Annotated in this window: 22 protein-coding genes and 1 tRNA gene; 13 read left to right on the forward strand and 10 right to left on the reverse strand. The window is 62.3% G+C overall.

Annotated elements, in window-relative coordinates:
- Positions 1 to 343 precede the first annotated feature (343 nt).
- Together ZBI01S_RS04250 and ZBI01S_RS04255 are read left to right on the forward strand one after the other, a co-directional pair.
- On the forward strand, positions 344 to 529 hold the full coding sequence (locus ZBI01S_RS04250; RefSeq protein ID WP_159421382.1) for a hypothetical protein: 186 nt from the start codon (positions 344 to 346) through the stop codon (positions 527 to 529).
- Positions 530 to 531: 2 nt separating this feature from the next.
- A complete protein-coding gene (locus ZBI01S_RS04255) occupies positions 532 to 918 on the forward strand; it encodes a type II toxin-antitoxin system death-on-curing family toxin (RefSeq protein WP_066056813.1) in 387 nt (128 codons plus the stop codon).
- A gap of 479 nt (positions 919 to 1,397) precedes the next feature.
- On the opposite strand, the gene msrB is transcribed toward ZBI01S_RS04255, so the two are convergent.
- On the reverse strand, positions 1,398 to 1,808 hold the full coding sequence (msrB, locus tag ZBI01S_RS04260; protein WP_066056816.1) for a peptide-methionine (R)-S-oxide reductase MsrB: 411 nt from the start codon (positions 1,806 to 1,808) through the stop codon (positions 1,398 to 1,400).
- Between the two features lie 267 nt (positions 1,809 to 2,075).
- Between msrB and ZBI01S_RS04265 the strand changes: the two genes are divergently transcribed.
- The 4 genes from ZBI01S_RS04265 to groL all read left to right on the forward strand — a co-directional run bounded on the left by ZBI01S_RS04265 (position 2,076) and on the right by groL (position 5,178).
- A complete protein-coding gene (locus ZBI01S_RS04265) occupies positions 2,076 to 2,363 on the forward strand; it encodes a DUF3263 domain-containing protein (protein WP_066056818.1) in 288 nt (95 codons plus the stop codon).
- An 18-nt stretch (positions 2,364 to 2,381) separates the two neighbouring features.
- Positions 2,382 to 2,960, forward strand: a complete 579-nt coding sequence (locus ZBI01S_RS04270) for a LytR C-terminal domain-containing protein (RefSeq protein WP_066056821.1) — start codon at positions 2,382 to 2,384, stop codon at positions 2,958 to 2,960.
- A gap of 147 nt (positions 2,961 to 3,107) precedes the next feature.
- On the forward strand, positions 3,108 to 3,332 hold the full coding sequence (locus ZBI01S_RS04275; RefSeq protein WP_066056824.1) for a cold-shock protein: 225 nt from the start codon (positions 3,108 to 3,110) through the stop codon (positions 3,330 to 3,332).
- Between the two features lie 226 nt (positions 3,333 to 3,558).
- The gene (gene groL, locus ZBI01S_RS04280) at positions 3,559 to 5,178 is read left to right on the forward strand and encodes a chaperonin GroEL (RefSeq protein WP_066056825.1); all 1,620 of its coding nucleotides are present in this window, start codon (positions 3,559 to 3,561) and stop codon (positions 5,176 to 5,178) included.
- Between the two features lie 113 nt (positions 5,179 to 5,291).
- Here the strand turns inward: groL and ZBI01S_RS04285 are convergent, their stop codons facing one another.
- From ZBI01S_RS04285 to ZBI01S_RS04310, 6 genes are all read right to left on the reverse strand, one after another.
- A complete protein-coding gene (locus ZBI01S_RS04285) occupies positions 5,292 to 5,579 on the reverse strand; it encodes a WXG100 family type VII secretion target (RefSeq protein ID WP_066056829.1) in 288 nt (95 codons plus the stop codon).
- A gap of 68 nt (positions 5,580 to 5,647) precedes the next feature.
- The gene (locus tag ZBI01S_RS04290; RefSeq protein WP_066056833.1) at positions 5,648 to 7,462 is read right to left on the reverse strand and encodes a sensor histidine kinase; all 1,815 of its coding nucleotides are present in this window, start codon (positions 7,460 to 7,462) and stop codon (positions 5,648 to 5,650) included.
- An 11-nt stretch (positions 7,463 to 7,473) separates the two neighbouring features.
- Positions 7,474 to 8,175: a response regulator transcription factor gene (locus tag ZBI01S_RS04295; protein ID WP_066056836.1), complete on the reverse strand. Its 702-nt coding sequence runs from the start codon at positions 8,173 to 8,175 to the stop codon at positions 7,474 to 7,476.
- Between the two features lie 133 nt (positions 8,176 to 8,308).
- On the reverse strand, positions 8,309 to 9,940 hold the full coding sequence (locus ZBI01S_RS04300) for a DNA repair helicase XPB (protein WP_066056839.1): 1,632 nt from the start codon (positions 9,938 to 9,940) through the stop codon (positions 8,309 to 8,311).
- Between the two features lie 83 nt (positions 9,941 to 10,023).
- The gene (locus ZBI01S_RS04305; RefSeq protein ID WP_066056843.1) at positions 10,024 to 11,847 is read right to left on the reverse strand and encodes a helicase-associated domain-containing protein; all 1,824 of its coding nucleotides are present in this window, start codon (positions 11,845 to 11,847) and stop codon (positions 10,024 to 10,026) included.
- 16 nt (positions 11,848 to 11,863) lie between these two features.
- On the reverse strand, positions 11,864 to 12,187 hold the full coding sequence (locus ZBI01S_RS04310; RefSeq protein WP_159421383.1) for a hypothetical protein: 324 nt from the start codon (positions 12,185 to 12,187) through the stop codon (positions 11,864 to 11,866).
- Between the two features lie 353 nt (positions 12,188 to 12,540).
- Between ZBI01S_RS04310 and ZBI01S_RS04315 the strand changes: the two genes are divergently transcribed.
- Together ZBI01S_RS04315 and ZBI01S_RS04320 are read left to right on the forward strand one after the other, a co-directional pair.
- Positions 12,541 to 12,924, forward strand: coding sequence for a cold-shock protein (locus tag ZBI01S_RS04315; RefSeq protein WP_066056849.1), 384 nt, complete (start codon positions 12,541 to 12,543; stop codon positions 12,922 to 12,924).
- A gap of 40 nt (positions 12,925 to 12,964) precedes the next feature.
- Positions 12,965 to 13,630: a DUF3027 domain-containing protein gene (locus ZBI01S_RS04320; RefSeq protein WP_066056853.1), complete on the forward strand. Its 666-nt coding sequence runs from the start codon at positions 12,965 to 12,967 to the stop codon at positions 13,628 to 13,630.
- A gap of 130 nt (positions 13,631 to 13,760) precedes the next feature.
- Here the strand turns inward: ZBI01S_RS04320 and serC are convergent, their stop codons facing one another.
- Positions 13,761 to 14,873 carry a phosphoserine transaminase gene (gene serC / locus ZBI01S_RS04325; RefSeq protein WP_066056856.1) on the reverse strand — a complete coding sequence of 371 codons (1,113 nt, stop codon included), beginning with the start codon at positions 14,871 to 14,873 and terminating at the stop codon, positions 13,761 to 13,763.
- Positions 14,874 to 15,088: 215 nt separating this feature from the next.
- On the opposite strand from serC, the gene ZBI01S_RS04330 reads away from it, so the two are divergent.
- The 3 genes from ZBI01S_RS04330 to ZBI01S_RS04340 all read left to right on the forward strand — a co-directional run bounded on the left by ZBI01S_RS04330 (position 15,089) and on the right by ZBI01S_RS04340 (position 18,193).
- A complete protein-coding gene (locus ZBI01S_RS04330; protein WP_066056858.1) occupies positions 15,089 to 15,811 on the forward strand; it encodes a metal-dependent transcriptional regulator in 723 nt (240 codons plus the stop codon).
- Positions 15,812 to 16,187: 376 nt separating this feature from the next.
- Positions 16,188 to 17,216 (forward strand): NlpC/P60 family protein, encoded by a 1,029-nt coding sequence (locus tag ZBI01S_RS04335; protein WP_066056861.1) that lies wholly within the window; start codon positions 16,188 to 16,190, stop codon positions 17,214 to 17,216.
- 467 nt (positions 17,217 to 17,683) lie between these two features.
- Positions 17,684 to 18,193, forward strand: a complete 510-nt coding sequence (locus ZBI01S_RS04340; protein ID WP_066056864.1) for an HNH endonuclease — start codon at positions 17,684 to 17,686, stop codon at positions 18,191 to 18,193.
- A gap of 55 nt (positions 18,194 to 18,248) precedes the next feature.
- Here ZBI01S_RS04340 and ZBI01S_RS04345 read toward each other — a convergent pair whose 3' ends face one another.
- A complete protein-coding gene (locus ZBI01S_RS04345) occupies positions 18,249 to 18,773 on the reverse strand; it encodes an SRPBCC family protein (protein WP_066056866.1) in 525 nt (174 codons plus the stop codon).
- Between the two features lie 72 nt (positions 18,774 to 18,845).
- Entirely contained in the window at positions 18,846 to 19,517 is a 672-nt protein-coding gene (locus tag ZBI01S_RS04350; protein ID WP_066057029.1) for an AIM24 family protein, read from the reverse strand.
- Positions 19,518 to 19,758: 241 nt separating this feature from the next.
- Between ZBI01S_RS04350 and ZBI01S_RS04355 the strand changes: the two genes are divergently transcribed.
- Positions 19,759 to 19,833, forward strand: a tRNA-Arg gene (locus ZBI01S_RS04355).
- A gap of 140 nt (positions 19,834 to 19,973) precedes the next feature.
- Positions 19,974 to 24,206 carry an ATP-binding protein gene (locus tag ZBI01S_RS04360; RefSeq protein ID WP_066056869.1) on the forward strand — a complete coding sequence of 1,411 codons (4,233 nt, stop codon included), beginning with the start codon at positions 19,974 to 19,976 and terminating at the stop codon, positions 24,204 to 24,206.
- Positions 24,207 to 24,220: the final 14 nt, after the last annotated feature.

The following is a 24,220-nucleotide window of genomic DNA, read 5'->3' on the forward strand; positions in this document are numbered from 1 at the left end:
CTCCCCGAGGTTAATGGGGTCGCGCGAATAAGAGGCACCCCGTCCTCTCCCCGAAAGGTTTAGGCGAGCACCTACAAGGCGTTCAAGGCGGGCAAAGCTGCCTGTTCGTTGTAGCTCAGTGGGAAACTCTACGCCGGGGGTATTCGGCCCTATGCGGGGGCGTGCCGCCGGTAAGGGGGAGGGAGGGGAGTGCCCCCAGGGGTTCGAGCTGGCGAAACTTTGAACCCTTCGCGCGCTTTTTCGTTATTCCCGGCGGTCGTGGTATTCGCAGGATTGGTGAGGTGCCCCACCCTTGCGGTCATGTCCTCATGGATTCCCGGGTTCGTGCCCTAAGATGGACAGCATGACTCACAAGGACGACCGCAAGCGTGAACAAGAGGCAGCGGGGACGAATAGTGCCCGCGTTTCAGTCATGCCTAAACGTGAGCCTACGCCGGTAAAGGTTGTCACGATCCCACAGGATGCTGCGCTCGCGGCTGCCGCTCGGATCGTCGCCCGTAATACCGAACTGATGCGCCGCCTCGCGTAACCGTGTCCTTTTATTACCTCGACTACGACACGGTTGAGATTATCAACCGGGCGTTTTGTGGTCTTGGCGCAGGTGTAAGAGACCCGGGCGGTGTTCGTGCGGTCTTAGCCCGTCCACAGTCTGGTTATTCAGGGCAGGAGTTCTTCCCCACGGTCTTCGACAAGGGTGCCGCGTTGCTGCATGGATTCGTTACAACGCAGTACTTTTTTGACGGAAACAAGCGCACAGGTTTCCTGTCCGCAACGGTGTTCCTTGAATGCAACGGATTCAATTGGGATGGGCCGGATGTTGACGCGGCTGAAGGGTTCTTATTGAGCGTCGCCGCGGGGTCTGTTGAGGTTGAAGAAGTGGCAGACTGGTTGGCCGCTTGGTGCTCGCCAGCTGAATGACGAAATTCCTTGAGCGCGCCTTTAGCGCTCCGTCCTGCCTAGTCGAGAGCTCCGAACAGCAGTGCCCAGGACGCGTGTGCGTGGGGACTGGATGCCCCAAGGTGGCCTCGGGCATGTCTAACGGGTGGCAGCACCGCAACGCCCTGACAGCATGGGCCATTGCGGGCCTGTCGATTGTTAGGCGGCTAGGCGGGCGGCTGCGCTCGCGGAAGTCACCGCTAGTTGTTCGGGTAGCAGCGGGAACACGGGGTTGCCTGAGGCTATGAGTTCCCACAATTCACGATGCTGTTCGAGCGGGTATTGGTCAGGGGTTCTAACCGCGGCGTGCGTAATGCTCACCCGTTTACAGATTCCCCAGCCGTCGAGGTATTCGGTTTCTGACTTGTAAACGAAGGTCACGAGTTCGATCCTCGTAGTCGGCTCTCAATTCTTGGCTCTACAGTCGCCCGCGACAGGGCTGCCGCAGGTGATCTATGCCGCTAACTTGCCTGTGTGTCGGGTGTGAAGGTCAGGCACACTGAGTTCATGCAATACCGGTTACCGGTTGGCGTGCCGTAGCCGTCGGGGAAAACGTGTCCGAGGTGCGAACCGCATTTCGCGCAGCGTACCTCGACGCGCTTACGCCCCACGGTGAAGTCGTCGTGGTACTCGACCGCACCGTCTCGCAGCGGTTCCCAGAAACTCGGCCAACCGCATCCGGCATCGAATTTTGTGGATGCGGCAAAGAGTTCGTTTCCGCAGGCGCGGCACGCGTAGGTGCCGGGGCGGGCTTCATCGAGCAGCTCGCCGGTAAAGGGGTGTTCGGTGCCAGCTTGGCGGAGCACCTCGTATTCGAGCGGTCCGAGCAGGTCTCGCCATTCAAGGTCGCTGCGTTGGATTTCGTAGTTCATATTGGGCTCCGAAGGTCGGGTGCAAGGGAAGTGGCACGGGAAAGGGAGAGCGCTGCGCCGCAGTCACCACGGCACTACAAATGCTGGCAAGCATACGCGCGCCGCCAGGGGAACCCATAACCAGCCGCGTACACTTTCGTCACATAGGGGCCGTTCTTGGCTTTCGGCGGCGGCGCTGATTTCGCTAGCCGACCAGGATGCTTGCGCCCGCGCAACCCGTGTTTGTAACGCCGCTTGACCCACAGAGAACCCGATTAGGAGGATGCGATGTCGACGCAACTCGACCGCCGTGACCCCGCGCCTTCGCACGGGTTACTCGGGGACGAAGACGCGCGCATCCTCGAATTTGAAGAGGAAAACCCTCGGCACACCGTTCACAAAGAGGCAAAGATTCGACGCCAATTTGGATATTCGACTGCCCGTTACTACCAAATACTCGGTACGCTCGTTGAATCCCCCGCTGCGCTGGTGGCGTATCCGATGCTGATCAACCGACTTCGTCGGATCCGCGACGAGCGGCGCGAGCGGCGTAACCGTCCGACTTCGGACTACTAACCGTCAGAGAGACCAATTGTGAAGTACCCCAAGGACCGTTTCGACGACCTTCCCCGCACGCTGCTGCGCCGGGGTGCGCACCGTGCACCGCGAACCCGACTCTCGAAAATGTGGTCGTGGCTCGTCGCGCTGTGTGCCTTCATGCTGTTGGTCGGTCTTGGCGTGGGCATCATGTGGATGATCGACAAGCAGGTGCAGTTCATCGCGAACGATGAACCGGCGAAGTCGGAACCCGCAGCCAGTGAAACGGCCGCACCCGAACCGACACCGACGCAGACCGAGCCAACTGCCACCGTTGACCCCAACGTGACGGTGACCGTATTGAACGGTGTGGGCACCGGTGGTCTGGCCACGGCAGGATCGGAAGCACTGGCCGGTGCTGGGTTCACGATTGGGAACGTTGCCGACGCTGATTCGTTCGACAACCCAACTTCGAAGGTCGTTATCGCTGACGAAACCGCCCGTGGCGCAGCCATGGGTGCCGTTGAAGCGCTCGGCGGCGGTGAGATCGTGGTCGACCCGAATATTGCGCAGCCGGGCGAGATGATCGTCACGATCGGTGCAGATATCGCTGATCGACTCCTGGGCGGCGAATAACGCGCATTCGGGTGGCCCTGCCTTGCCGATTCGTTCGGTGAGATGTCGCATGCCCGTTACCCGCCGTACATCCACCGTGCACGCATCCGCTGCCGATCTTGCATACGTTCGTTTGCGATTACTTGTCTCAACGAAAGTGTGTGCCACATGTCGACTGGCCAGGTTAAGTGGTTTAACGCCGAAAAAGGCTTCGGATTCATCACGGTGAATTCCGAGGATGCACCGGGGCAGGACGTGTTCGTCCACTACCGCTCGATCAGCATGCCGGGTTTCCGTACCCTCGAAGAGGGACAGCTCGTGTCATTCGATATTGCCGCGAGCGACAAGGGGCCGCAGGCTGAGAACGTGCAGCCCGCTGACGCTGCCAACTAGCTCGCATCCACCTACTTGCCCCACCCGCATCCGGAACCTGTTGCTTCCCGGATGCGGGTGATTTTTTGTGTTGCGGTGGGTTGGCTGATCGCCAATGGCGAATCCGAGCGGGTCGTTGCCCCGCTCACTTGCACTCTCAGGTGTCGAGTGCCAACATTGTCGTTAGCACTCAACGACCCTTAGTGCTAAGACGAACCCGATTCACGTCCGGAAAGGACGACACTTTATGTCGAAGATGATTGCCTTTGATGAAGAGGCCCGCCGCGGTCTTGAGCGCGGTCTCAACGTGCTCGCCGACACCGTGAAGGTGACGCTTGGCCCACGTGGACGCAACGTTGTTCTCGAGAAGAAGTGGGGCTCGCCCACGATTACGAACGACGGTGTTTCGATCGCCAAGGAAATCGAGCTCGAAGACCCGTACGAGAAGATCGGTGCGGAGCTCGTTAAGGAAGTTGCAAAGAAGACTGACGACGTTGCCGGTGACGGTACGACCACCGCAACCGTGCTCGCACAGGCACTGGTTAAGGAAGGTCTGCGCAACGTTGCTGCAGGTGCCGACCCCGTTTCGGTCAAGCGCGGTATCGACAAGGCTGTAGAAGCCGTTACCAAGTACCTGCTCGAAAGCGCTGTTGAGGTTAGCGGCAAGGAGCACATCGCTGCTACCGCTTCGATTTCGGCTGCTGACCCACACATCGGTGCGCTCATCGCCGAAGCCATCGACAAGGTTGGCAACGAAGGCGTCGTAACCGTTGAAGAGTCGAACACCTTCGAAACCACCCTCGAGCTGACCGAAGGTATGCGCTTCGACAAGGGCTACCTCTCGCAGTACTTCGTCACCGACGTTGACCGCCAGGAAGCCGTATTCGAGGACCCATACATCCTCATCGCCAACTCGAAGATCTCGAACGTCAAGGACCTCCTCCCGGTCGTTGACAAGGTGATGCAGGCTGGCAAGCAGCTGCTCATCATCGCCGAGGACGTTGACGGCGAAGCACTCGCAACTCTCGTTGTGAACAAGATCCGTGGCATCTTCAAGTCGGTTGCCGTTAAGGCACCTGGCTTCGGCGACCGCCGCAAGGCCATGCTGCAGGACATCGCCATCCTCACCGGTGGTCAGGTCATCTCGGAAGAGGTCGGACTCAAGCTCGAGGCAACCACCCTCGACATGCTTGGCCGCGCACGCAAGGTCATCATCACCAAGGACGAGACCACCATCGTTGAAGGTTCGGGTAACGCCGAGCAGATCGAAGGCCGCGTCGCACAGATCAAGGGCGAAATCGCGAACACCGATTCGGACTACGACCGCGAGAAGCTGCAGGAACGCCTTGCCAAGCTCGCCGGTGGTGTTGCCGTCATCAAGTCGGGTGCCGCTACCGAGGTTGAGCTCAAGGAGCGCAAGCACCGCATTGAGGACGCTGTCCGCAACGCGAAGGCTGCGGTCGAAGAAGGCATCGTCGCCGGTGGTGGCGTTGCGCTGACCCAGGCATTCTCGGTTATCGACGGCCTCGAACTCGAAGGCGACCAGGCAACTGGTGCCAAGATCGTTCGCGCTAGCCTCGACGCACCGCTCAAGCAGATCGCTATCAACGCTGGCCTCGAGCCGGGCGTTGTGGCAGAGAAGGTCCGCAACCTCGAACTCGGTCACGGCCTCAACGCCGCAACCGGTGAGTACGTTGACATGATCGAGGGCGGCATCCTTGACCCGGTTAAGGTCACCCGCTCGGCGCTGCAGAACGCAGCTTCGATTGCCGGTCTCTTCCTCACCACCGAAGCGGTCGTTGCCGAAAAGCCTGAGCCTGCCGGCGCAGCTGCGGCAATGGACCCGGGCGCAGGAATGGACTTCTAAGACATTCGGTGCAGCGGCAGTGCTCGGCGCTGACCGCTGAACCCAAGTGATTGGGGCGGCAACCACTACGGTTGCCGCCCCTTTTGCATATCGCAATGTCATACCCGGCAGGGCTACGAGAACAAGCGGACCACATCCTGCTCGGTGGTGCCGTACGACGTTGCTGCCGAACCGAGCGCCGTATTGATGTTGTTGATCGCTTCTTCTACCTGCTTCTGGGTAGCGCGCCACTGTTCGACGACGCCCTGGAACGCGGCAGAGGCCTGGCCCTGCCACGAGGCTTCGAGATTGTTCAGCTGCGTTGTGAGCTGATTCGAGTGGGTCTGAACGGCGTCGATCTCGCCGCGAACGGCTCCGACGGCGGACTGTAGCTGGTCGCTGTCAACGGTGAACTTGGCCATGGGTCGCTCCTTTGTGCGGTGTTCCCGCACCCCGTGGTGCAGGTAACGCGACCACCGTAGAGGGAATTTCAGTCCGCATCCGGCCGAGTTGAACTGCCTGTGGATGACTCGTTATCCACAGGTGGCGCCGTGAGTAGTGGGAAGTGCAACCGGAACGTTGCACCGCCACCGGGCGTCTCCACGACGTCCACCTGGCCATCGTGTGCCTGCATGATCGCCGAAACGATCGCGAGTCCGAGCCCCGAACCACCCGTTTCGCGGGTGCGCGAGGTGTCGGCACGCCAGAAGCGCTGGAAGATCTGCTTGCGGGTTTCCTCGGGGATGCCGTCGCCGTGGTCGATGATCTCGATAATCGCCTTGTCGCGCAGCGCATCGACAACCACACCCAGCTCGAGCGGAGTGCCCTCCGGGGTGTAGCGCAGGGCGTTCCCGAGCACGTTCTGAATTGCCTGGCGAACCTTGTCGCTATTGCCGTGCACCATGGCGGGAATCTCCACCACACTCGGGTCAGGAGCTTCGGCGAAGGGCATCGCCGTATCCGGTTGCGAGGCGGGCAGCGCATCTTCGGTGGCTGCAGCCGTGTTGCTGACCGTGTTCTTGTCGGATGCGCTGCGGCGGCGTCGCGACGGCAGCATGCGGCCCAATCGGCGTCGGGTCGAGCGCGACTTTCCGGCGGATCCGGGGCGAACGGCAGCCGAGGCACCGTGCGGTACCGAGATCAGCGGTTCCGGCAGCGAAGCGGCCTGGGAAGCCTGCCCAAACGCGGTGAGTTCCGGATCGTATGCGTCGGCGTCGTCGGCCACGATGCGGATCGGGAATACGCGCACAGTGCGATCGGGAGCCTGCGCCGTGGTGTCCATTGCGGCATCTTCGACGAGTGGCTCCAGGTCGATAACGTCCTTTGGCATTTCCCGATTCTCATCGAGGCGCGCCAATTGCAGCAGGTCCTCTACGAGCCCGCCCATGCGCAGTGCCTCGCCTTCGATTCGGTCCATTGCCTGACCGACCTTGTCGGCGTCATTCAGCGCGCCCATGCGGTACAGCTCGGCGTAACCACGCACGGTCACCAGCGGTGTACGCAGCTCGTGCGATGCATCCCCAACAAACCGACGCATCTGTGAAATCGTGCGGTCACGTTCGATCAGGGCGCTGTCGATGCGGCCAAGCATGCCGTTGAGCGAGCGCGAGAGCCTGCCAACTTCGGTATTGGGCGTGGCTTCAGGCAGGCGCTGATCGTAGTCTCCGGCCGCGAAGGCGGTCGCGGTTGATTCGACCCTGCGCAGCGGCCGCAGCGTCGCCGACACGAGTAGGCGTGTACTTACCGCCGCAAAAATCAGCACCGAGAGGCCGAATCCAAAGAAGATCGCCAAAAAGCTTGCCATCGTGGCGTTGACATTGGACATCGGCAGTGCGATGACGAGCCGACCGATCGGTGCATCGGTGGTGTAATCCTCACCGGTCGCGACGACAACACGCCAGGCAGCTCCGGACGCATCCCGAGTTTCAGAAACGTAGAGTTTTGGCCCTTCGCCGTCCTGTGGCCGTGGGATAGCCGGAGCCTGTGCGTCCGGGCGGCCCTCCCAGTTATCGGCGATTTTCGCACCGTATTTGTCCAACACGGCAACGTAATACGGCTGCGGTGCGCGCTGCACATGCGTAATCGAGAACTGCCCCTCGGAAGCCTCGCGGCCGAGCACAAGCGATGGATCGGCCGCAATTGAGCGCAACGAAGCATCGGTCTGCCCAACGAGCGTTGGGCGAAGCAGCAGTGTTGTGCCGGTTCCCGCAACGATGAGCGAGAGCGCCAGCAACACTACGTTCACAATCGTGAGCTGGTTACGAAGGGAAAGCTGTTCCCAACGCGCAGCGCCGCGTCGTGTCACGGTGTAACGGCCTAGGCCTTAACTCCGGGCACCTTCAGCATGTAGCCAAAACCGCGCTTGGTCTGGATCAGCGATTCGGTGGTGCGCTGGTCGAGCTTGCGGCGCAGGTACGAAATGTAGGACTCGACGATGCCGGAGTCGCCGTTAAAGTCGTACTCCCAAACATGGTCGAGGATCTGTGCCTTCGACAGCACGCGGTTCGGGTTGAGCATCAGGTAGCGAAGCAGCTTGAACTCGGTGGGGGAGAGATCGATCGGCTCATCGTTGATGAACACTTCGTGGGTGTCCTGATCCATGGTCAGCTCGCCCACGCGAATGACGGCTTCTTCTTCGGAGTGCATCGTGCGGCGCAGAATCGCCTTGATGCGGGCAACGATCTCGTCGAGGCTGAAGGGCTTGGTGACGTAGTCGTCGCCGCCCGAGTTCAGACCCTCGATCTTGTCGTCGGTCTCATCCTTGGCCGTGAGGAAGAGGATGGGCGAGGTGTAGCCCGAAGCGCGCAGACGCTTGGTGACCGCGAAGCCCGACATATCGGGGAGCATGACGTCGAGCACGATCAGGTCGGGTTCTTCGTCGATAACCGCTGCGATCGCACCGGCACCGTTACCAACCGTGCGAACCATGAATCCGGCAAAGCGCAGGCTCGTTGAGAGCAGCTCGCGGATGTTCGGCTCGTCGTCGACAACAAGGATCTTTGGTCCACCATCAGTCATGACAACCAGTATTGCGGTCGTTGCCTGTGGAAATTCTCAGGCAAGCCGGATGCGCGCGGTCGGGCGGTGCGATCGGGGCACGTTCGTGCCGGTGCTCGCGCAATGTCGTAGCGGTTTCGGATGCGGATGCAGGCTAAAGGTCTGCGGCGTCCACGATGGAATACGCGTAGCCCTGTTCGGAAAGGAAACGCTGACGGTTCTGTGCGAAGTCCTGGTCGACCGTGTCTCGCGAAACCACGGTGTAGAACGTGGACTGCTCTCCGGTTGAGCTTGGGCGCAGCAGCCGACCGAGGCGCTGGGCCTCTTCTTGCCGGGAGCCGTACGATCCGGACACCTGGATCGCGACCGATGCATCCGGCAAATCGACCGAGAAGTTCGCCACCTTCGACACAATCAGGACGCTGATCTCGCCGGTACGGAAAGCGTTGAAGAGTTCCTCGCGTTCGGCGACCGGCGTCTTACCGGTGAGCTTTGGTACGCCGAGGGTCTCGGCCAGCTCGTCGATTTGATCCAAATACTGGGCAATGATCAGTGTTCGCGACTTCGGGTGCGCGTCGACGAGCTGTCGCACCACATCGATCTTGATCGGCGCGGTGGCGGCAATTCGATAGCGGTCTTCGTCGCTCGCCCCGGCATATTCGAGGCGCGTTGATTGGGGGAGCTCGACGCGTACTTCGACGCACTCGGCCGTGGCGATGTACCCCTGCGCTTCAATGTCCTTCCACGGCGCATCGAACCGCTTGGGGCCGATAAGCGAGAACACGTCACCCTCGCGGCCGTCTTCGCGCACGAGCGTTGCGGTGAGGCCAATGCGGCGGCGCGCCTGCAGCTCGGCCGTGAGCTTAAACACCGGCGCGGGCAAGAGGTGCACTTCGTCGTAGACGATGAGCCCCCAATCCAGGGCATCGAGCACCGAGAGGTGGGCATACTTGCCCCCGCGGCGGGCGGTCAGGATCTGATAGGTCGCGATCGTAACCGGACGAATCTCCTTGACCTCGCCCGAGTACTCGCCAATCTCATCCTCGGTGAGCGTAGTGCGGCGCAGCAATTCATCGCGCCACTGACGTGCCGAAACGGTATTGGTGACGAGGATGAGGGTGTTCGCCTTGACCGCGGCCATGGCACCGGCACCGACGATGGTCTTTCCCGCACCACAGGGCAGCACGACAACGCCGGAGCCGCCCGAGACGAAATTGTCGACGGCATGCTGCTGGTATTCGCGCAGCTGCCAGCCGTCTTCGACCAGGTCGATTTCGTGCGGCGTACCGGGCGTGTAGCCGGCGAGATCTTCGGCAGGCCAACCGAGCTTTACGAGTTGTTGTTTGAGGGCGCCGCGCGCCCAATCGTCTACGCGCAGCCCGCCCTGCTTCGCCTCCCCGAGCAGCATTGGCGCCACGCGCTTGTTCGTTGCGACCTGGCGCAACACCGCGTCGTCGGTGCTGCGCAGTACCAGTCCCTCGTCGTCACGATCAATGGTCAGCTTGCCGTATCGATTGACGGTGTCGCGCAGATCGGTCGCCACCGCATCCGGAACCGGAAATTTGGCGTACTTGTTGAGCGTCTCGAGCATCTCGTCGGCAGTGTGGCCCGCGGCGCGTGCGTTCCAGAGGCCGAGTCGCGTGATGCGGAAGGTGTGAATGTGTTCGGGGGCCCGCTCAAGTTCGGCGAAGACTGCCAAATCGTGTCTTGCGGTGTCCGCATCCGGATGTGCCACTTCAAGCAGCACGGTGCGGTCGCTTTGCACGATTAGCGGTCCAAGACTCATAACGACCCAGTCTAGGACGCTTGCGTTACGCGCAGGTCGGCGCCCCGCAATCTTGGGATTCGTTAGTCCGCGTCGAGCTCGCGTTAGTCCTCGTCGAGTTCGTCTGTGTCGAAGTCGTCCGGCTTAAGCTCATGAACCGAGAGCACCGAACGCAACGGCACTGTGCGCTCGACATCCGCATCCCCATCCCGAGCGCGCACCCGTTGCTCGGTCACGGCCAGTGGCAGCACGGTGAGCTCGACAGGGGGCTTGCGCGGCACGTCGATCTCGAGCACGACCCAGGTCTTGCTGCGGCGCGCGAGCTCGAGTTTGCGACGAATCCAGGTGCGTTCGTCATCCGGTGCCGACTGCGCCAGCTCACCGATGAGGGCGCTCGCGAGTTCGAGGATGGCATCGCTGGGCGAGGCCACCGGCGGCTGGTCGATGGACTTGGGCGTTGTCGGGGGAACCAGTTCACCGTCAGCCGACTCGAGCGCGGCCGGATACCGCGCCGTAATCAGCGTTGCAAGCGCGGTTTCGGGGGAGACCCGGGTCGAGAACTCGCGTACCGGTATCGAGGATGCGTCATCGGTCGGGGACACGCCAGGTGCTGTTGCGCGCAGCGCCGCGTCGAGCGGTACCTCAACCGGTGCGATCGCCGAGAGCGCCGTGTCAATTCGCAGGGATGCATGCTGCGTTTCGGTCAGCGCACGGAACCGCGCCCCGGCGCCCGCGGCGCGTACTCGGACGCTGCCGAACCGGGACTCGCAGGTGTTGAGCAGATACTGCGCTGGTTGCGGCAGGCCAGTGCACGACAGGCGCGTCAATGTGTCCTCGATCGCGTCAATCCGCATCCCGGCGCGCAGTGCTCGCATGATGGACTGCTCGGACACGCGGAATTGCGATGCCGTGGCCCGGTGCTCGAGGTCGGCAACAGCACGAATAGCGCAGTCATCCGCACCCGAAAGGGGGCCGGGCGCAATGACCGTCAGATCCGGCTGCAAGTAGACCTGGTCGACCGCGCTGGGGAAGTGACGCTCGGTAAGTGCGCGTGCGGTCGCGAAATCGGTGTTGAGGATGCAGGCGCCAAGCGGAGTGCGGATTCGCCGACCGGTTGCCTGGTCGGTTTCGGTAACGCCGAGTTCATCGCCCAGCGGAAGTTCTGGTTGGTCAGCATCGATGGGTGCCAACATGGTTGGTTCGAGCTGGTCGAACCAAGCGGCTGCGAGTTGCAGCCAGCGTTCGGTGTGATCGGCAAGTAGGAATGAGTCACCGGTATGGGTGAGCGACCAGTGTGTGTTGCCGGGCGCGATCAAGCCTGCCTGGTGCAACAGCGGGCCGAGCAACACGATGATGGCGGGTTCGGATTCCGGCAGGTTGGCGGCGAGCCGGCGAAGATCCGCGCTGCGAACACGAATCCCGTGTCGGTCGGTACGCACCGGCACTTCGCGGTGTCGAAACTCCCACAGCAGGTCGGCGGCAAGCTGCGCCGTTTCGAAGGCGTGCTGAATGCCTGCGGTGGCTTGGTCGGGCTCGGTAGCCGCGCGCTGCGCTTCGGGGTAGGTAACCGGATGCGGCACGAGCGTGCGGAGTGCCTCGCGGGTGACATCAAGCAGTGTGCAGTCACCAGGCGCATCATCGGTGGCTTCGGGATCTTGGCCAGCTTCGTGAGCAGTCGTTGCGAGCGCGAGCTCCTGCACCTGTGACAGTGCCGCTGGCTGCTCAGCTCGCAGCGCGAGCACCAGTCGCAGCGGCAAACGCAGTAGGGCAGCAGTGACCGATTCTGGATGGCACAGACCTTCGGCCACATCGAGGGGCTCGTTGACGCCGCGTGGGCTCACCCGTCGCGCAGTCAGCAGCTCCGCCAGGCTCGCGGCATCGAGTTCGCGGAGATAGCGAAGGATGCGGAGCGAATCTGGCGTGGTCATGGCGGGAGTTCCAGAACTAGTCGGTTGCGTTAGCGTGCTTGCGGTTCGACCACACGCGCGTGATCACCAGCGCCACGACGCACAGCAGTGCGAGTGGGAAACCGTAGTACGCGACCGCCATCACGATCGCCCAAAATGTAGGCGCGCCAACACCAAAGTCCACACCCGTGAGCGGCGCAATGAGCAGCGTCATCATGGCAATGAACGCACTGATGGCGAACACCGCGGCACCGTAGGCGAGGGTACGTTCGACGACGCTTGCGGCGGCTACCTCTGCGGCGGGGTTGGATGCGGTGTCGACAGTCGACGACACATTTCGTTCGTTGGCGGAATTGGTCACCCGTCTAGCCTAAGTGACGCCGGGTTGACGGCACCATCAGGCGGGGCTGATGGTCCGATAGATCCGTAGCTTCGGCGCGCTGACGTTACGGATACGCGGGTCACTATGCCCAAAGCGGACGGCCTGCATCCGGGACCGAATGATCGCTAGAATAGGGGGTATGCGGCGCGCAGCGTCGAGCATGTCAAATCGTTCGAACTATTCCGATGTTCGGGTGCCGCGGATGCCGACGAACTTTCGCCAGCGGTGACGATCTGCAACAACGCTCACCGGTGAGGATCTGCGGATGCCGCGCCATTTTTTTATCCACGACGATTGTCACCCGCAACGGTGGTGACAAAAGGAGAAGTGCCATGCCCACTGGCAAGGTGAAGTTTTACGACGCCGACAAGGGATTCGGTTTTATCCACGGTGATGACGGTCAAGAAGTCTTCTTGCACGCGACCGCGCTGCCACCAGAAGCGCCGGCTCCGCGCGCCGGTACGCGTCTCGAATACGGCATCGCCGACGGTCGCCGCGGTGCGCAGGCGCTCTCGGTGCGCATCATTGACGCCCCGGCATCGGTTGCCCGTGCACGTCGCAAGCCCGCTGATGACATGGCCGTCATCGTTGAAGACCTGGTGAAGGTGCTTGACCGTATTGGCGGTCAGCTTCGTCGCGGTCAGTATCCTCAGGGAGCTGCGGCGACTAAGGTAGCGGCAATGCTTCGCCGCGTAGCTGACGATCTTGACGCGTAGCGCGCGGCATCGCGGCGCACCGCAATCGGAGGACACTGACATGACCGAATCCCCGCAAGAACAGCCGGCCGACGACACCGTCGAGCAGGTGCCTGAACTGGAAACGGTGCCCGAACCCGCATCAGCGCAGGCTCCTGAGCCCGCGACCGAACAAGAAGACGAGCAGCAGGTAACGGATGCGGACGGTCCTGAGGCAAGCAGCCCGATCGAAGTGACCGATATCGCTCCGCTCGCAGAACTGCAGCAGCTGGCCGAAGTCGCGCTTAACGAGATCGCTGAGGCGGATGAGATCGGCGAGTTCGTCGCAGCTTCAGTTGAAGGGGATGCGGTCGCGGTGCTCCAATACGCCGTTCGCGTGCCCGGTTACACCGATTGGTTTTGGACGGTGCTGTGCACGCGCGTGCCAGATTCAGCGCCGACCGTGCTCGAGTGCTTCATGCTGCCAGGCGAGAACGCACTGTTGGCGCCGGCATGGGTGCCCTGGGCCGAACGACTGGCCGAGTTTCGGGCAACCCACGACAGCCAAGGCAATCTGCTTGTTGCTGATGAAAACGACGCTGAAGGCGACACAGAAGCCGAGCGCGAACCGCGCGAACGTGTCCGCACTATGGCGCGTACACGCGTGCGTCGCCGCCGTCGCCGCGACCACCGTGACACGGACGGTGCGGCAGCCGATGCCGCGGATGCGGAGAACTCGCCCGAGTAGGTGACCGGCGGTCGCGTAACGCGACACGGTGCATCCCAAAACGACATCAATAACAGCGCCCCGCACTCGTCCTGTTCGGACGAACTGCGGGGCGCTGTCGTGTTGGCGGCAGAACCCGGCCGCCCGAGGCCTACTTGGCGATACGCTCGGCAACCCAGTCGATCGACGCCGCAAGTTGCTTGATGTCTTGCAGCTCGACGGCAGCAAAGGTGCCGATACGAAGCTGGTTGCGGCCAAGGCTGCGGTACGGCGCGATATCGACAATGCCGTGTTCGCCGAGGACGCTGCGCAGCTGTGCGCCGTCGATCGATGCATCAAGGTCGAGCGTTACGACGACCTGCGAGCGGTAGGCCTCGTCGACGAACGGCGTTGCCCAGTCACGTTCGGCAGCCCACTGGTAGAGGAAATCCGAGGACGCGCGGGTGCGCGCATCCATCGCGGCCAGACCGCCATGTTCGAGCATCCACGAAATCTGCGATGCGAACAGCGAGAGCGAAGCCACCGCGGGGGTGTTGAGCGTCTGCTGCTTGCGCGAGTTGTCGAGTGCTTTCTTGAGGCTGAGGAAGCTCGGAATGTATCGACCCGAGGCGTTGATTTCTTCGACGCGTTCGATTGCGGCTGGCGACATGATCGCAAACCACAGACCGCCATCGCTACCGAAGTTCTTTTGCGGTGCAAAGTAGTAGACGTCGCATTCGCGCATGTCGAGGTCGATGCCGCCAGCGGCACTGGTCGCATCGATCATCGTCAGGGCGCCGTCTTGGGCCACGCGCGTAACCGGCACCATGGCACCGGTCGAGGTTTCGTTGTGCGGTGTTGCAAACAGGTCAACGCCTTCGGCTGGAGCCAGTAGCGCCGCGCTGCCAGGGGCAACTTCGCGTACGTCCGGTGCCTGCAGCCATGGCGTCACCGCTGCCTTGGCAAACTTGCCACCGAACTCACCGAACACGGCAGCCTGCGCGCGCTCGCGCACCAAACCGAATACGGCCGCATCCCAAAACGCGGTCGAGCCGCCGTTACCGAGCACGACCTCGTAACCATCGGGAAGACGGTAGAAGTCCGTGAGACCTTCGCGAATCTGCTGCACCAGCTGCTTAACCGGCTGCTGGCGGTGTGACGTACCCATGACCGTCTTGCCGCGGGCGGCGAGGTCATCCATCTGCGCCTGGCGCACCAGGGAAGGGCCAGAGCCGAAGCGGCCGTCGGTGGGGAGAAGTGCTGAAGGGATGCGAAGCTCAGTCATGCCTCTAGCCTACGGTGGCTGCGCGGTACTCGAGATGCAGGACGCGGCTGGCTGCACCGTGAAGTCAGGCATCGTCGGCTGATAGCGATAAGCTCTAAGTAGTCGACTCAACGATCTGGCGCGAGCGAGATCAATGTTGAGCAGCGCGGGACTCACCACCCCGCCGCGCGGGAACACTGCGCGAACCCAAATGATTTGCTGAAGGAGGCGGCGCAGTGACGAATCTCGTTGATACGACGGAGATGTACCTGCGCACGATTCTCGACCTCGAAGAAGAGGGAATCACGCCGCTGCGCGCGCGAATCTCGGAGCGGCTCGGCCACTCCGGGCCAACCGTTTCGCAAACGATCGCGCGCATGGAACGTGACAGACTCGTTGAAGTTGCGCCCGACCGTACGTTGGTGCTCACCGACGAGGGGCGCGATACTGCCGTGCGCGTGTTGCGTAAGCACCGAATCGCCGAGGCCCTGTTGGCCAACGTCATTGGTCTTGACCTCAGCCTGGTACACGACGAAGCGTGCCGCTGGGAACACGTCATGAGTGATGAAGCTGAATCCCGTATCTATGCACTGCTCGGCGAGCCGGCGGAATCGCCCTACGGCACACCGATCCCGTCGCTGAGCGACCTGTACCGCAACGCATCCGACACCTTTCGCGAGGGCGTAGTCGCGCTTGACGAATTGCTGGATGCGCGGGGTGCTGCTGCCACCGCAGATTCGGAACCGTTATTGGTCACGATCCGCCGCCTTGGCGAACCGGTGCAATCGGATGCCGCCTTGCTCTCGGAACTGCGACAGCTTGAACTCTTGCCACCGGCAACTGCTGCCGTGCGCCGCGACGGTGATGTCGTGGAGTTCGTAAACGAGTCGCATAGCGACGCGCTGCGCGTGCCGGTCGAGTTTGCAGCGCACATCTATGTAACGCCCCGCGACGCGTAGCGGGGGATGCATTGGGTCGCGATTGCGGCCGTTCTGTCGGCCAGCCGCTGCACTCAGACCGCCAGCCGTGGGCTCACAACTTGGGTGAAATCGTGGCGAACTTGTCGCTTGGTAACGCGAAAACATGCGCCCATCGCCATTGATAACAAGAAAATCACAGCAATTTTTTCTGCGCTGACCTGGGGATTGTTACCAAGATGTGAAAAACCTCGTTACCAATGCGTGACATTGCCGTGATGTTTCGTTACAGTCGATACCTGTCGACGAACACACACGTGTTCACGCAGTACCGGGGCGCCACTCCCTGCCACTCGGTATAGCGAAAAGAAACTCAGGTGCGGGGGAGGGCAACCTCAAGGCGCGGAGGGTCGTAAATTTGGATAACATCACGCAGATCACCGAAGCACCGCTTACGCGCCGCCAGGCTCGTGAGATCGAGCGCCGCACTGGCGTTCGCCCGGTTGCTAAGCGCGACGCCAGCGCGTTCGTAAAGGACACGGGCAAGATCGAGCGCAACGACATGGAAGCGCTGATCTCTGCAGTTCCTACCGAGGTTCTGGCCAAGGTTGCTGCGCCGATCGTTAACGAAGCTCCGCTCGTCACTGACGAAGCACAGGCTGACGCCGAAGTTCGCAGCCTCACCATTCGTGCCGCTGTGCCAGCATCGCTCGTTGCCAAGCGCCGTCGCCGCGCTGCCGGTTCGTTCGCCGCTGCCGCATCGGTTACCGCACTTGCTGCTGCCGGCTTCTCAAGCATGGCTACCGCAGATGTTGATGTTGCTGCTGGTGAACACCAGGCCAACCTGGTCTCGGCGGCAAACGGCAAGCAGGACGCTGTTAAGAACCCAGTTGCGGTCAAGGCTCCTGTTGTTGACGCAAAGGCCATCAAGGCTGAATCGGACCAGGCTGCTGCCGTTGAGTCGTTCGACGCAGCTTCGGTTGCAATGGCGGTAGAGCAGGAAGCTCCGGCTCCAGCTGCTTCGGTGGCAACCGAGAGCTATGACGAGGGTTCGTCGGACGACAACGGCGCAGCTGCAGCACCGGTTTCGGTCGCAGCAGTTGGTGGCATCCAGGATGCAATCGTGGCCGGTGCCATGGCACAGCTCGGTATCTCGGGCCTCGACTGCACCGACATGGTGCAGAACGCCCTCGCTTCGGCCGGTCTCACCACCAGCCGCTTCGACGGTGGCTACGACATGGGTGTTGAGTCGTTCTACCAGTTTGGTAGCGTCATCCCAGCATCGGAAGCACAGCCCGGTGACATCATGATCGCTCCTGGTCAGCACGTGGCCATCTACATCGGTAACGGTCAGGCTGTTCACGGTGGTTGGAACGGTGGCGCAGACGACACCGTCATCGACGGCGTCAACACCTACGCATACGACTACGTACGCGTAAACGGCTAGGTTTACCGTCTCGCGTCTAGCGCGAGATTGGTTGAGGGCGGTTCCTAAGGGAGCCGCCCTCAACCGTTTCCTCTCGAGCGTGTGCGCAGCGCCTTGGTAGGGCTGCAGAATTGGGTTGCCAGCGGGTGAACTCTGCGTAACGCATCCCGCGGAACGGTGGTAATCGTGTCGGAATGCTCGGATTGGGTCGTTACCATACCTCGCGTATGCACCTTTCGGTGCTGCACAAATGACACATTATTAGTGAAACTCGGAGCGATTATGACCCGGATGCGTACGCACCAGCTGGCACACCACCAGCGGGTTCGTGGTGCCTGGTCGGGCTTCGAGCATCATGTTCACCACGACATAGCTCCGTTGCACGCGAGCGTCGCAGGAATCCCTGCGCACAAGTGTGCATGCGTGAAGGCACTGCCATTAGGCGGTGCCTTTATTGGTTTCCGTAGCGGGGCAGAAAGAGGACACGCATGCGCACACTAGTTTTGAACGCTGGATACGAGCCAATTGCCGTAGTCAGTGATCGACGGGCCCTGGTGCTCATCCTCAACGGCAAAGCTGCCGCGATCGAAGCCGACAACGTGCATCCACTGCGAACTGTTGACGCCGAGTACGCGCGTCCGCGAGTTATCTTGCTCAACCGCTATGTGCGCATCCCCATGGCCCGCCGAAACCCGGTCTCGCGCAAGGGGGTGCTGCGACGCGACAACCACACCTGCGGGTACTGCGGCAAGTTCGCGAACACGATCGACCACGTCATGCCACGCTCGCGCGGCGGCAAAGACAGTTGGGAAAACTTGGTTGCGGCCTGCCTGCGTTGCAACAACGTCAAGGGTGACCGGACTCCGCAAGAAATGGGTTGGGAGCTGCGTCGGACGCCGGGAAGCCCAACCCCACGCCAATGGCAGGTGCGCGGCGTTGAGCGCCGAGACACCGTCGAATGGGCTGCTTACCTCGAACCGGAACGACTCGTCGCCTAGCGTGTAATGCGCGCTGCCGGATTAGCAGCGCGATCTTGAGGGCCCAGGCCTCGAGCTACGCCCGGCCCCGCACGACATCACGATGACGTGCATCTGGCGCGAGCTCGCCGGTAGCAAGCCGCTGCATGAGCCCAACGTCGCGGGACGCGGCCTTGAAATCGGCCATGCGCACATCGAGTTCGCGCTTGAGTGCCTCGACCACGCCGCGTTCGAGCTGCGGTGCAAAGACCGGTGCCTTGTGCGCAAACGTGATCTTCCACGTGACGCGGGTTTCGTCGCCTACGGGCGAAAAATGCCAGCCTTCACCGTACGCATCAAGCCACCACGGCCCCTTGACCATCGATGCGCTCGAGAGCTGGCCGGGAAGCCAGATGTCCTGACGCAGAATCAAGCGCCGGCCGTTGCGCACCCGCTCAAACACGTGGGCGCCCTCACCGAGCGCGGTCGCCTCGCGAAGCAGCATCCGCTTAACCACCTGCGTATCCCAAGTGGTGCGGTCGCTGCCGAGCGAATGGGCCAGTACAAACGCTTGCTGCGGGGAAAGCGCTACGAGCGCCGAAACTTCATACGACTGAGACATAGCTTCAGTGTAGGAAGTCGGCGCTCGCAGTGTGTGGGGGAGCTGTGTGAACAGACTCGAGTGGGGCGAAACCTAGCTGGCAGCCGAGAGGACCGGCAAGCCTTCGGACGGCTGGATGATGACGAAGCCGGGGCCGTGGAAAGCGAGCTGGAATGACTCGCCCGAGCCGCGACCGATGAGCGAGCCCATCTTGAAATCATTCTTGATGGTCGGGGTGAGGTTTGCTGACCAGCACACCGTTGCCTGCGGGTCGGTGTAAATCGGGCCCTGTGAGGCATCGAGGATGAGCGGGGTACCGTCGCTGACGACCGCGAGCATGCCCGAGCCGCCAACTTCAAGGTTGAACAGGCCACCGGCCATCAGACCGGCGTTGCCGAGCATCTTAGGCTCGTAGTGCAGGGTGGCGTCGAACGCGAGCACGTGCTCGGTGTTCAGCGTGAGGCCCTCGTTCTCGAGCTCCATGAGGAAGATCTCCTGGGCACGAATCGCGAGCCACGTTTCACCCTGGCCCGAGACCTTCATCAGGTTTTTGCCCTCACCGGTGAGCTGCTTCTTGAGGAACTGGCCCATGCCCTTCGAACCCTGGTGAGCAAAATCGAGGTTGCCACGGTAGGCGACCATTGCCCCCTTCTGTGACACGATGTCTGGGCCGAGTCCGACGCGCAGCAACTTGCTGGACTCGAGAACATAGCGATCGGTGGATGGGTCGCGGTGGTTGGCCTGGTCGAAAATTGGACTGCGCACGGTTACCTCTTTGTCGGTGGATGGTGTGTCGGTGGCGTTGCCACGAGTCGTGGCAAGATATGCCAACACAAGTCTTTCGCGTTTTCGCGCCGTGCGGCACGTGCCTGCGAACGAACTGGCATCATCCGCAAGTTGCACATGTATGGGGGGGGGCAATTTGGGCACGGTGGATTGACAGATCGACTGGCTCGGCCAGTAGGCGACCGGAGCGCGGCGGAACTTAGCTACGATTAACGAGATTGCCCCCGTAGCTCAGTGGATAGAGCATCCCTCTCCTAAAGGGTGTGCGCAAGTTCGATTCTTGTCGGGGGCACCACATGTGGCGCGGTTGGCGTTGAGATCAAACCACCGAATCGATACCGAATCCCGGGTGGCAACAAATCCGCACTGCCGGAATGCATGAAACTCCCGGCCCACTGCAAGATTCGGGGCGTGTTGTCACTTAGGTTGAATGCTGTGTGGGGCATTTTCCGTAAGCGAGACAACGACCGTGCCGACGGTGCGCATACGCGTAACGTCCCCGAGTCGAGCGCAAATGAGACCGAACCGATCCTCGACCGCGAGAACACGCTCGAAGAAGAACGTGACCTCGTTGATGGCGTAGGTAAGGGGGAGCGTCCCAGCGACTGGATTGACCAGGTTCGCGCCACACGTGCCGGTGCATCCGACACCGCTTTCGCGCCGCCTGCTGACGACGACCGTTCCGAAGCGCCGGAGTCGGAACCAATCACCGCCTCGGCGAGTGATGCTGCGAGCGCTCAACACGACATCGACCTGTCGGTTGATGACATGGACGACGCCCCGGGTCGTGACAATGCGCATGCTGCCGAATCGGCCAACTTGACGGATGCGGGCGACGTGGTCGACGACGCACCATTCGAGCGTCCCGAAACGATTGACGAACGTGTTGCCCACGAGCGCTGGCGCAACGAGGTCGCCGCGCTCGGTGGGAAATCGCCGCAGCTCTACTTCAGCGGCCGACGTGGCACCTACATCGACCTCAGCACCGCGCATCCATCGGGCATTGCGCTGCTGCTGGCCCGACGCCCGGTCATGCTTTCGAGCCTGTTGCGTGAGCCCCTCACCTTCCGCAACGCGCTTGACGCTGCCGGCCACATCACCCGCCTTGGTGCCGAACTCGAAGCCGCACGTGGCTTGAACACGATTCAGCTGGCTGCTGGTTTCGCCACCTGGACGGGCACCGGTGGTATCGAACGGAACGCTCCGATTTTCTTGCGTCAAGCATCGCTGCGTCGACTCGGTCGCGACTACGAGATTCGCCTTCGCGGCAAGCTGCAGCCAAACGTTGCGCTGCTGCGGGCCATGTACCACGAGGGCGCCACTCTGCGTGCGAGCGAACTCATGCAGCAGGTAGAAGCATCGGATGCGCTGCTGCCAGAAGCCGCATTTGCGTACGTTCGCGAGGCGGGTCGTGGACTCAGCGGATTCACGGTTGACTCGATCGCGGCGCTTTCGACCTTCGCCGACTTTGCGGACGCGATGTACGACGACCTTGGCACCCTCGACCAGCCCATTGTTCGCGCGCTGGCCGGAAACGCCGGTGCCCGCGACTTCCTTGGTCGTCCCATCCGTGCGGAGCAGGCCATCGATCCGGATCACCGCGACCCGTCTTCAGATCGCCTGCTGCTCGATGCCGACACCCAGCAAGAACGCGTTGTTGACGCGATTCTTGGCGGTTCCAACCTGGTTGTGGAAACGCTGCCGGGAACCGGTGTGACACAGACCGTCGTCAACGCGATCGGCCAATTGCTCGACCGCAACCGGCGCGTGCTGGTCGTAACCCCGCGGACCGCATCCGTGCGCACTATTCGCGCGCGCCTCAAGCACGTTGGCCTCGAAGGGGTCGCGGTCACCCCACGCACGCTGCGCCGCGACATCATCGCCGGCATCACCCGCAACGAGCGCGCCGAGCGACCAAACACTGCCGAGCTCGACGACGCACTCGTACGTCTGCGTCGCGTGCTCTCGGACTACCGAGCGGCCCTTGCCACCAAGCACGAATCGTTCGGCGTTTCACCGCTCGACGCCCTCGAGGCCCTCAGCCAACTCGAGCTGCTCGAGGTACCGCCTTCGACCACGGCCCGCCTGCGCCGCGACGAGCTCGACACCTTTGCTGAGGTGACCGCGCGTGCCGAAGCGGGCGAGCAACTGCGCGAACTCGGCGAACTCGGCCAGTTCCGACTCAACGAAGAAGACTCGCCCTGGTTCGGCGTCGCCTTTGGCAGCACCGACGAAGTCAGCGAGGTCTACGGCACTGCAGTTGAACTCGCCGATGGTCGTGTCACCGAGTTCCTGGATGAAACGCGCAAGATCGTGCAGCAGACCAATCTGCGCGAACCCGAGACCTTTACCGAGCTCGGCATTTACCTGCGCCTGCTCGCAGATATTCGTGAGACGCTCGACCGCTTCACCCCAGAGGTCTTTGACGCCGACCTCGCTGAGCTCATTGAAGCTACCGGTGGCCGCCGCGAAGGCAGCGATATGCCGTCGGCTCGTCGCCGTGAGCTGCGCCAGCTCGCCCGCGAATTCGTACGCCCCGGTGTCACCGTCAATGAGCTTCACGAGTCGCTCAAGTACGTACAGCGTCAGCGCATCCTCTGGCATCGTTACGTGCAGGACGCCGCTCAGCCGAGCGTGCCGATCGGCATCGACACGGCCCGCGACCACTGGCGTGACCTCTCCGCCAAGATTCAGTTGGTCGATGGGCCATTCGAAGACGTTGGCCACCAGACCCTCGCGACGACGCCCCTTGACGAGCTCGAATCGCGAATTGCGCGATTGGCAGCAAAGTCTGAGGTGCTCGATAACGCCGTTGACCGACTCGCACTGAACGAACGGTTGACCGCTCGCGGTCTTGGCGACCTCATCACCGATCTCGCCGAGCGACACATCGAACCTGAGCATGTCGCCGACGAACTCGAACTCGCCTGGTGGCAGTCGGTGCTCGAAGAACTGCTCGTAAACGACAAAGCGCTCCTCAATGCGAACACGCGCGTGGTGACCCGCCTCGAGAGCGACTTCCGCGTCGTCGACGAAGCACACACCGCATCCACCGCCAGCCAAATTGCCTGGCAGCTCGCCGAAGCGTGGAAGGTCGCGCTCGTTGACGGCGATGACCAGGCCGAAACGTTCCGCCAATTGCTGCGCAGCCCGGGCACGTCATCGCGACAGCTCGTGAACAAGGCACCGTCGATCTCCGAACCGCTCACGCAGGTTTGGTTGGCTTCGCCGTACGACGTGCACCGCATCGACGAACGCATCACCTTCGACACAGTGCTGCTCGTTGATGCCGGCGCATTCACTACCGCAGAGGCCATCGGCGCCATTCGCCGCGCCAATCAGGTTGTTGCCTTCGGCGACCCGGTCACGCAGTTCCCAACGCCGTTCGAAGTCGCTGTGCAGCCGCCAATGGAAGCGCAGCGCGTTGACGCGAAGTTGTCGAAGGAAGACGTTGCGCGGCTCACCGACGACTCGATCTACGCGAGCCTGGCCGAGTTCCTGCCCGGAATCTCGCTGACGCGTTCCTACCGCGCAGGTGGGGAAGACCTCACCGAACTGGTCAACGAGCGCTTCTACGACGGGCGCTTGGATTCGATGCCGTGGGCCGGAGCCTTCCTCGGACACTCCTCACTTACCTATTCGTACGTGCCAAACGGCACCGGCATGCCCGACCCCCGCACCGGTGCGGTCGAAGCAACCGACGCCGAGGTCACCCGCGTTATCGAACTGGTGCTTGACCACGCCATCCACCGCCCTCGCGAATCACTCATGGTCGTGAGCGCCTCGGCTGCGCACGCACAGCGCGTCGAGCAGGCCGTGTGGTCGGCAGTTTCGCACCGCGCGGATGTGGCGGAGTTCTTTATGCGACCACGAAACGAACCGTTTGTGGTCACCACGATCGAAGGCGCTGCGGCCCAATCGCGCGACCGCGTCATCTTCTCGCTCGGCTACGGCGTCACCCCGCACGGGCGCGTGCTGTCGGAATTCGGCGTGCTGGCCGGACCGCTCGGCACGAAGTCGCTGGCGGTGACCATGTCGCGTGCGCGACGGTCGCTGGTAATCGTGAGCTGCATCCGCCCCGAACAGCTCGATTTGAGCCGACTCACCCCGGGCGTGCTGCAATTGTGCGAGATTCTCACCGAGCTTGATGAGCGCGATGCGGATGCGCGTCTCGCGTCGCCTGCGCAGGGCAACGCGTCGGCGGATGCGGCTGGTGCCGTAGCCACGCGCCAGCGCCGACCGATGCTGGTCGACCTGGGCCGACGACTCGAGAGCTTCGGCATGCGTGTCGAACTCGACTACCGTGGCCGCATCCCGCTCGCTGCCTCGTACGGACACCGTGCGATCGTGGTCGATATGGAAGCTGTGGGTCGCGGAGAATCTGACCAGGCGGTCAAGCACACGCTGCGTGAGACCCTGCGACTGCGTCCCGAGCTGCTTAAGCGTCTGGGTTGGTACTACCTGCGCGTGCACGCGTTCGAGCTGTTCGCGAACCCCGAGGCGGTCGCGCAGCGCATTGCCACGGCGCTTGAAGTGCCAATCGGTGATCAGGACGGCGAGACCCTGGCGATTGAAGCGGCGCCAAAGGCGATCGCCGAGCGCGAGGCGCCCCGCGCAATCGAACCGGGTACTTCGGGCTCGAACCTGTTCGACACCGATTCGGAATAGTTGATCGCTGGCGA

Source organism: [Zimmermannella] bifida NBRC 103089 (assembly GCF_001570925.1).
Lineage (GTDB): Bacteria > Actinomycetota > Actinomycetes > Actinomycetales > Microbacteriaceae > Gulosibacter > Gulosibacter bifidus.

Coding starts and splice junctions, on each gene's coding strand:
- groL (WP_066056825.1), top strand. CDS start 3,559: ATGTCGAAGATGATTGCCTTTGATGAAGAGGCCCGCCGCGGTCTTGAG.
- msrB (WP_066056816.1), bottom strand. CDS start 1,808: ATGAACTACGAAATCCAACGCAGCGACCTTGAATGGCGAGACCTGCTC.
- ZBI01S_RS04305 (WP_066056843.1), bottom strand. CDS start 11,847: ATGACCACGCCAGATTCGCTCCGCATCCTTCGCTATCTCCGCGAACTC.
- serC (WP_066056856.1), bottom strand. CDS start 14,873: ATGACTGAGCTTCGCATCCCTTCAGCACTTCTCCCCACCGACGGCCGC.
- ZBI01S_RS04340 (WP_066056864.1), top strand. CDS start 17,684: ATGCGCACACTAGTTTTGAACGCTGGATACGAGCCAATTGCCGTAGTC.
- ZBI01S_RS04265 (WP_066056818.1), top strand. CDS start 2,076: ATGTCGACGCAACTCGACCGCCGTGACCCCGCGCCTTCGCACGGGTTA.
- ZBI01S_RS04315 (WP_066056849.1), top strand. CDS start 12,541: ATGCCCACTGGCAAGGTGAAGTTTTACGACGCCGACAAGGGATTCGGT.
- ZBI01S_RS04300 (WP_066056839.1), bottom strand. CDS start 9,940: ATGAGTCTTGGACCGCTAATCGTGCAAAGCGACCGCACCGTGCTGCTT.
- ZBI01S_RS04250 (WP_159421382.1), top strand. CDS start 344: ATGACTCACAAGGACGACCGCAAGCGTGAACAAGAGGCAGCGGGGACG.
- ZBI01S_RS04320 (WP_066056853.1), top strand. CDS start 12,965: ATGACCGAATCCCCGCAAGAACAGCCGGCCGACGACACCGTCGAGCAG.
- ZBI01S_RS04275 (WP_066056824.1), top strand. CDS start 3,108: ATGTCGACTGGCCAGGTTAAGTGGTTTAACGCCGAAAAAGGCTTCGGA.
- ZBI01S_RS04285 (WP_066056829.1), bottom strand. CDS start 5,579: ATGGCCAAGTTCACCGTTGACAGCGACCAGCTACAGTCCGCCGTCGGA.
- ZBI01S_RS04295 (WP_066056836.1), bottom strand. CDS start 8,175: ATGACTGATGGTGGACCAAAGATCCTTGTTGTCGACGACGAGCCGAAC.
- ZBI01S_RS04345 (WP_066056866.1), bottom strand. CDS start 18,773: ATGTCTCAGTCGTATGAAGTTTCGGCGCTCGTAGCGCTTTCCCCGCAG.